The sequence below is a fragment of the Stomatobaculum sp. genome, assembly GCF_057248925.1.
The window spans coordinates 39,392-46,459 of record NZ_DBHIHF010000020.1 but is presented as its reverse complement, the minus strand read 5'-3'; the positions used below and the strand labels follow the sequence as shown (position 1 = coordinate 46,459).

Below are 7,068 nucleotides of genomic sequence, written 5' to 3'. Positions count from 1 at the left end.
ATAAAACCCTCCTTACCGTGACACTTTCGTGTCCAGTAAAGAGGGTACATATCATAAGGCGGGAGCTTTGTTCGTTTCCGACATTCCGGTCGGCGCAGCGCCCGAAATCGTGTCACTCCGCAGTGGCCGTAAAAGTCTGCTCAAACAAAATCACCTCCCGCGCTGCCCTATGCCGTGACGGGAGGTGATGCTCTGTCTGTCTTACGCCTTGACCGCCCTGGTCAAGATGAAGGTCGGGACGTTGTACTCGAAAAACGGCCCGGCTTCGTTTGTATCTTCCAATATGTCTTTGAGAAGAAAACCCGCTTTTAACTGTCCGCCGATCTGTTCTTCCAGCGTATGCGAAAAGACCAGCGCCATATCCTCTGCGAGCAGTTCCTGTCTGAGGGCCTCATCTTTCAGCGGATTAAAGGGAAGGCGCCGCCCGGTTTCAGCACGCGGTATATCTCGGCGAATATCGGCAGCACCTCTTCGACATAGTGGTTGGAAACCGGGTTCACTACCATGTCAAAGCTCTCATCCGCAAACGGAAGTCGCTCCGTCATATCGCCCTTGCAGAGCTTGATGGAATATCCTTCCCGCTCGCTCACAAGCCGGTCTGCGCGCAGTTGCTCTTCCGAAAAATCCAACAGCGTGCAGGCTGCGCCGAGGGCCGACAAGGCAGCCATCTGCTGGCCGCCGCCCGCCGCAAGGCCGAGTACCTGTTTTCCCTTGCAGTCCTCATACCAGGAAAACGGCACCTTCCGGTTCGGTGTGAGCATCAGCATGGCCTCTCCGCGCGCCGCCGCGCGAAACTCTGCCTCAGTGAAAGGCTTCATCCAGGGTAAATCGTACTTTTCCTTCCAGGCGTTGATGCTGGCCTCATTTTGACCGGTATACTTCATGTTTCCTCCCCCGCCGTCACGGTAAAGGTCTTTTCAAATGTCGGTTCGTCAAAGAAGTACCGCCCCTCCCCGGCTCGTAGCCTGAATTCGAGCTTCTTCACTTCCGTAAGCTGATACTTCTTGAGCTCTTCTTCCTCACAGCTCACGGTCAGGAAGGCCTTTTCTCCGACATCCAGATTTTCGTCAAAACTCTCATGCATCATGCAGTCATCGGCGGAGACCTGGTCAAACTCGAAGAAATAGGGCTTGTCACCGATGTTTTCGAGGTACAGGTTTGCGCAGTAAGCGCCATCCTCAAACCCTGTATGCAACAAGGTCACCCGGAAATTTTCATTTTCTTCGAGCACCTGCTCATTTTCTCCGGCACGACGCACGAAGCTCGTGCCGCTCCCCTTGCCGTAGGGGTAGATGTGAAACACATCCGGCGTATCGCGGCGCGCGCCGATATCCGCCGTGTCCTCGACATCAAAGGTGAACTTTAAGTCCTGAAAGTCCCACATGTCATAGTTCGGGTTCTCGCGGAACACCACCTGCTCTTTGACTGTCTTTCCGGCCTTCACTTTCGGCGTGCAGTAGGCCTCGAGGCGCAGGTCGTCGCCGCTCACCGCTAGCATCCGGAATAAGAGCTCCTTATCGTCTGTCTTATTTTCAAGGCTTAGGTTCACAATATACCGACCGCGCTTTCCCTTCTCGATGCCCTCCACGGTGATCGCATACCATTCCTGATCGACTGCGAGAAAGGACTCTGTCTGCGGCGCTGTCGCGTGCTTTTCGCTGTCCGCACCGCTCTTTTGCGCTGTGCTCTGCTTACGCGCGCAGGCGCCGAGCGTTACCGCGAGCGCCAGAACGAGTGCCGCTGTCAGCCACTTTTTTCTCATGCTGTACCTCCTGCCGGGTTCGTTGCCTTGTTCAGGGCTTCAAACGAATGGTGTCATCAAAGAGCAGCGCACTCGAAATGTTTTTTCCGTCCGTCACCTTGAGCGAAAACTCTGCGTCGTGCACCGCCGTAATCTGATTCTCCTCGATCTTCGATTTGCTGAAGCGCAACGTGTCGAAGCGCCGCTCGCCGGGCTCCAGATACGCGGTCATGACATTCGCAATCATTTTGCCGTTCAGCGACGGATAGTCGATTGCAAAGCGCATCTCTTTCTCGCCGTTATTCTCGAGATAAAAGTGCATCAGATAGTTTTTTCTGTCGTTGAATTCGCCGCCAAGGAAGACCACCTTGAACGTATCATCTTCCGCAATCACCTTATCGTGCTTTTTCACCTGCCGTTCAAAGCGGGCACCGCTGTTCCCGCCGTGGGGGTAGATGTGCACTTCGTCCGGCTGATTGCGGCGGGCAAGCGGATCTGCCTCGTCCTCCACCTCAAAATCGAGCCGGATGTCGCTGAAATCCGAGAATGCGTAATACGGCGATTTGCGAAACGCAATGTTCTCTTTGACGGTCTTGCCGGGCGCAAGCTCTGCGCCGAGATAGCTGTCCAGCACGAGCTTGTCACCGCTTGCGTGCTCAAGCGAAAACTTGAGGGTCTTATCCGCTGTCTTATTCTTTAAGGTCACGAGAACCGCATACGCCCCGTCCTCTTCGGCCTGTATGCCATCCACAGCAATCGAATACATCTCCCGATCCGCCGCGGTGAAAGGCGCTAAGGCCGTGGTTTCCGCTGTCTCCGCCCGCTTCTCTGCCTTTTGTCCGCAGGCGCTCACGGAGAGTGCCAGTGCGAGCAGGATTGCCGCGCTCCGGTGTCTTTTCATCTGCCTTCCTCCTGTTGTCCCTTTCCGTGTGCCGCTGCCGCGGCACAGGTTCCGGCTGTGCACGCAACTTTTCCAAAAAAGCATACCATGTCCTCTACATTTCAGACAAGTATTTATATACTTAAGTTTTATAATTTGATATTTCTTCCAACAAAAAAAGCAGCCATCCTCCGGCTGCTCTTTTGCCGCTTTCCTGTTTACGGCGTGACGGTATAGGTCTTATCCAGAAGCGGTCCGCCCGCAAGATTGTCGACATCCTGCGCCCGCAGATTGAACTGAAGCTCCTTAATCTCCGCCTCCGGGATTGTTAGGTCCTGATAGGTGATAAACCCGAGCAGGGACTGCCCCGGACCTACATCAAAGTAGCGCGTTGTGCTGCGCGTCTCTCCGTTCACACTCCCCTTATCGCTGTTGATATAGAGCCGCTTGTTTGTCTTATTCCGGAGATAGAAAAACACATTCTCATCTCCGAATTGGTCCTGCTTGCACTCTGTTACCACAACTTCAAAAATCTCATTGTCATCGAGCTGCTTGTAGCTGTCATTCGGCGCAAAGACATACTTCACTTCCGTGTTTTCGCCGTAGGGGTAAATGTGAAACACATCCGTCTCCCCCTTCTGATTCTGCGCATTGCTGTCCCGAATCGCAAAGCGGAAGGTCAAATCACCGAAACTCTGCAAGCTATAGCTGCTGTTCTTTTGGAACATCAGATTGACCTGCTTTTCCTGTCCGGGCTCTACGGTCTCGCTGATTCCGCTCGTACTGAGCACAATGCCGTCGCCCTCCAGATTCTTTAGCACAAAGACATAGCTCTTGTCCGCACTCTTATTCTGCAGCGTGAGCTGCAGATATTCCTGATCCTCTCCGAGCTTTCCGTAGTTGTCGATTTTTACGCCGTAGTCTTCCTTGTCCACTGCCTGAAACGGGGCAATCTGAAACGCAGGTTTCTCCCCTTTTTCCTGCTTCTCGCTCTCAGCCCCGCTCTCTGTAAGCGCAGTGGTCTCTGCGCTCTTTGAATCCGCTTTCTTACCGCCGCAAGCCGCCAAGGAAAGTGCTGCGATGCATGCCAGTGCAAGTGCTGTGCTTTTCTTCATTCCTCTGTCTCCTCCGTTTTGCGATACCTGTCTCTTTACCGAAAAGCATAGCACGCAGGGGCTGACTTTACAATACAGCCCCCCTTCATCTAATCTTCCGTCCGCCTGTGACAAAGCCTTTGCCTGTCGCCCGATACAAAAAGGCAGCCCCTCGGGACTGCCTTACGGTTTACGGTTCCACGGTATAGGTTTTTTCGAGCGCCGGGTGCTCCGACATCACGAAGGTATTCCCCTCATCCACAAAGAGGTTGAAGCTCAGATTCTGAATCGCCTCGACCTTCGTGTCCTCAACATAGGAATGATCCCAGAAAATCGGGATAAACGCGGCCTGTCCCGCTCCCACAACATAGAAGTTATTCATTTCAATCGGGATGCCGTTGACTGCGCCGCCCTGGATATACAGGGTAATCAGCTTATCGGAACGGTTCTCGAGATAGAGGTTCAGGACATAATTGCCGTACTTGTCCTTCGTGACACCGGTGTTCGTCGCCTTGAAATACGCGTTCTCATCGAGGAGCTTATCGCCCTCCTTTTCCTTCCAAGTATAGTGAACCTTGCTGTTTTCTCCGTTCGGGTAGATGTGGAACACCTCATCCTTTTCCGGCGTATAGACCGAGAGTTTCGAATCCTGAACTAGGAAGCGGAACTCGAGGTCACCGAAATCCTGGAGCTTATAGTTCGGGTTCGTCCGGATCGGGAGCTGCACCGGAACCTCCTTCCCCGGCTCCACGACCTGATTGATAGGGCCGTAGAGGCGGATGCCGTCTCCGGTGAAGGAATCCAAGAGGAAGCGATTCGATATCGTCTCGCTTTTGTTCTGCAACCTGAAGGAAATAAATCCATTGCCAATCTCATCCGTCATATACCCGTCGACGCGGATGCCGTAATCTTGCTTGTCGACGGCCTGAAAGGGCTGGATAGTAAAGGGCTTCTCTGCCTCGCCGCTCGCCTCGCTTGCCGCTACGGTCTCGCTCTTTGTCTCCGCCTTTTTGCCGCCACCGCAGGCAACGAGCGGAAGCGCAAGGCTCAGCGCAAGGGTCCATGTCACAAGTTTTTTCATATCTTCCTCCTGTTATCCGTGTGTTCTATGTTCGCGTTCTCCGGCTTACTCTTTTCCGAAGACCTGCTCCCTCAGTCTCTTTCCGGTCGGCGTTGTCGCAAGGCCGCCGCCCGCGGTCTCCTTCAGATCGGACGACATGCGGTCACCCACTTCCTTCATCGCGAGTATGCACTCATCCGCCGGAATCTTTAAGCCGATGTCGGCAAGTGCCATATCGGCGCAGGCGTAGGCCAGAATCACGCCTGCCGCATTTCGCTTGATGCAGGGAATCTCAACCAGGCCCGCGACCGGGTCGCAGACCAGGCCGAGCTCATTTACAATGACCATGCCGAGCGCATCCGCACACTGCGCGGGCGTACCGCCCATGAGCTCGACCAGCGCAGCCGCCGCCATGCCGGCCGCAGAGCCGCACTCCGCCTGACATCCGCCCTGTGCGCCCGCAATGCAGGCATTGGTCGCAATGACCATACCAAAGGCTCCCGCCGTGAAGATGGACATGACCACATCGCGCTTTGAAAAATTTCTGTCCTCGTACATCGGCACGAGACAGCCCGGCAAGATGCCACAGCTGCCGGCGGTCGGCGTCGCGACGATACGCCCCATGGCTGCGTTACAGTTACTCACCGCCAGCGCGCGCGCCATGGCCTTGGTCATCAGTGTCCCCGTGAGGCCGCCCTTCTGCTCGGCGTACTGCTTCATGCGGTAGCCCTCTTCGCCGGTTAAGCCCGAACGCGATATTCTGCCGGGCTGCTGTCCCCAGTCCGCCGCCTCAATCATCACGTCAAAGTCCTTCTCCATCTCCCGATACAGCTCTTCTTCCGTGATGCCGAGCTGCTGCGCTTGGTCTTTCAGACAGAGCTCGCTAATTTTAAGGTCTGCCTTCTCGGCCGCCTCCACGATTTCCTGAATGGAATTGTACTGAATCATTCTGCCCTCCGTCAGCCAAGCGCGCGAATCAGAATGGCGCGCTCCACATTTTTAATGTGATTGAGATCCTCAATCACGCTCTCCGGCGGCATCTGGTCAAGTTCCAGCATCATGAGTGCCTCACCGCCCTTTTCCTTCCGGCTCAGACGGAAGTTGCCGATATTCAGGTCGCCGTACTTCTCGTACATTAAATGGGTGACCGCCGCAATTACGCCCGGGCGATCGAGGTGCAGAATTAAGAGGGTGTTGTTATCGCCGGTGAAGTTCACCTCCATGCCGTCGATGTTGGTAATCTGAATGTTGCCGCCGCCTATGCTCGCGCCCTCGACCATGCCCTGCTTGCCGTTGTCACACTCGTAGTAGACGCGCGCCGTGTTCGGATGCGTACCCGGAATATCTTCCGGGATAAACTCATAGGAGAGTCCGCGCTCCGCCGCAATGCGCATCGAGTCGCGGAGCTCCTCCGACCAGCTGTAGTAGCCGAGAATGCCGGCGAGAATCGCGCGGTCCGTGCCGTGTCCCTGATAGGTGCGCGCGAAAGAACCGGAGAGCTGAATGCGCACGCGGACAATGCGGGCATCACCGGCGAGTTTATTGACAACACGCCCGATACGGCACGCGCCGGCCGTATGCGAGCTCGAAGGCCCTATCATCACGGGCCCGATGATATTGAAAATATTCATGCGTTTTACTCCTTGTGACAGTTGAACTTTGGTGATTCTGCTGCCAGTTACAGTGTACCACAGCGCGTCAAACTTTTCTGCCAAAAGAAGTTTCCGGACAAAAAAACAGCCCCGGTTGCCCGGAGCTGTTCGCGATTTCTATGATTCTCAAGCCTTCTTGACGGAGACAACCGTGCCCTCGAACGGGTTCGTCTCGGAAATCGTGCCCGTGTAGGTAACGGTGACCTTGTCGCCAGCCTTGACATCGGAAAGGCCTTCCGGTGCCTTGCCCTGCTCGAAGGTGAACTGATAAGCCGTGCCCTTCTCATCGACAAGCGTGAATGCAAAGTCCTTCACCTCGTCAAGGGTGCCGACCATCGTGGACTCCTTAGCATCAGCTGCCTTGTCATCCTTCTTGGAAGCATCAGCCTTGGTCTCGCCTGCCTTGGTGGTCTCGCCGGCCTTGGTGGTCTCGTCCTTCTTGGTCTCCGCAGCCTTGGTCTCGCCGGCCTTGGTCTCGACGGAAGACTCCTGCTTCGCTGCAGTAGTCTCTTCCTTCTTGCTGCCACCACAAGCGGTGAATGCAAGAGCTGCTGCTGCAACAGTTCCTAACACCAGTGCGCGAACTACATTCTTCTTCATGATTTTATCCTCCTTTATATGCCTGCGGAAAATCCCGCCTG

Annotated in this window: 9 protein-coding genes; all 9 read right to left on the bottom strand. The window is 55.0% G+C overall.

Going from position 1 to position 7,068, the window contains the following annotated elements; translation table 11 throughout:
• Positions 1–201: 201 nt before the first annotated feature.
• Entirely contained in the window at positions 202–360 is a 159-nt protein-coding gene (locus ACO4XG_RS08330; protein ID WP_308507918.1) for a hypothetical protein, read from the bottom strand.
• 38 nt (positions 361–398) lie between these two features.
• Complete coding sequence (locus ACO4XG_RS08325) at positions 399–884, bottom strand: class I SAM-dependent methyltransferase (protein WP_308507917.1); 486 nt, start codon at positions 882–884, stop codon at positions 399–401.
• Complete coding sequence (locus tag ACO4XG_RS08320; RefSeq protein WP_308507916.1) at positions 881–1,762, bottom strand: hypothetical protein; 882 nt, start codon at positions 1,760–1,762, stop codon at positions 881–883. The genes ACO4XG_RS08325 and ACO4XG_RS08320 overlap by 4 nt, the downstream gene beginning before the upstream one ends.
• A 31-nt stretch (positions 1,763–1,793) precedes the next feature.
• Positions 1,794–2,642: a hypothetical protein gene (locus tag ACO4XG_RS08315; RefSeq protein ID WP_308507915.1), complete on the bottom strand. Its 849-nt coding sequence runs from the start codon at positions 2,640–2,642 to the stop codon at positions 1,794–1,796.
• 197 nt (positions 2,643–2,839) lie between these two features.
• Positions 2,840–3,736, bottom strand: coding sequence for a hypothetical protein (locus tag ACO4XG_RS08310; protein WP_308507914.1), 897 nt, complete (start codon positions 3,734–3,736; stop codon positions 2,840–2,842).
• A 169-nt stretch (positions 3,737–3,905) separates the two neighbouring features.
• The gene (locus ACO4XG_RS08305) at positions 3,906–4,796 is read right to left on the bottom strand and encodes a hypothetical protein (protein WP_308507913.1); all 891 of its coding nucleotides are present in this window, start codon (positions 4,794–4,796) and stop codon (positions 3,906–3,908) included.
• 45 nt (positions 4,797–4,841) lie between these two features.
• Complete coding sequence (gene sdaAA, locus ACO4XG_RS08300; RefSeq protein WP_308507912.1) at positions 4,842–5,723, bottom strand: L-serine ammonia-lyase, iron-sulfur-dependent, subunit alpha; 882 nt, start codon at positions 5,721–5,723, stop codon at positions 4,842–4,844.
• An 11-nt stretch (positions 5,724–5,734) separates the two neighbouring features.
• Positions 5,735–6,406 (bottom strand): L-serine ammonia-lyase, iron-sulfur-dependent subunit beta, encoded by a 672-nt coding sequence (gene sdaAB, locus ACO4XG_RS08295; RefSeq protein ID WP_308507911.1) that lies wholly within the window; start codon positions 6,404–6,406, stop codon positions 5,735–5,737.
• Positions 6,407–6,553: 147 nt separating this feature from the next.
• The gene (locus tag ACO4XG_RS08290; protein ID WP_308507910.1) at positions 6,554–7,027 is read right to left on the bottom strand and encodes a hypothetical protein; all 474 of its coding nucleotides are present in this window, start codon (positions 7,025–7,027) and stop codon (positions 6,554–6,556) included.
• Between the last annotated feature and the right edge of the window lie 41 nt (positions 7,028–7,068).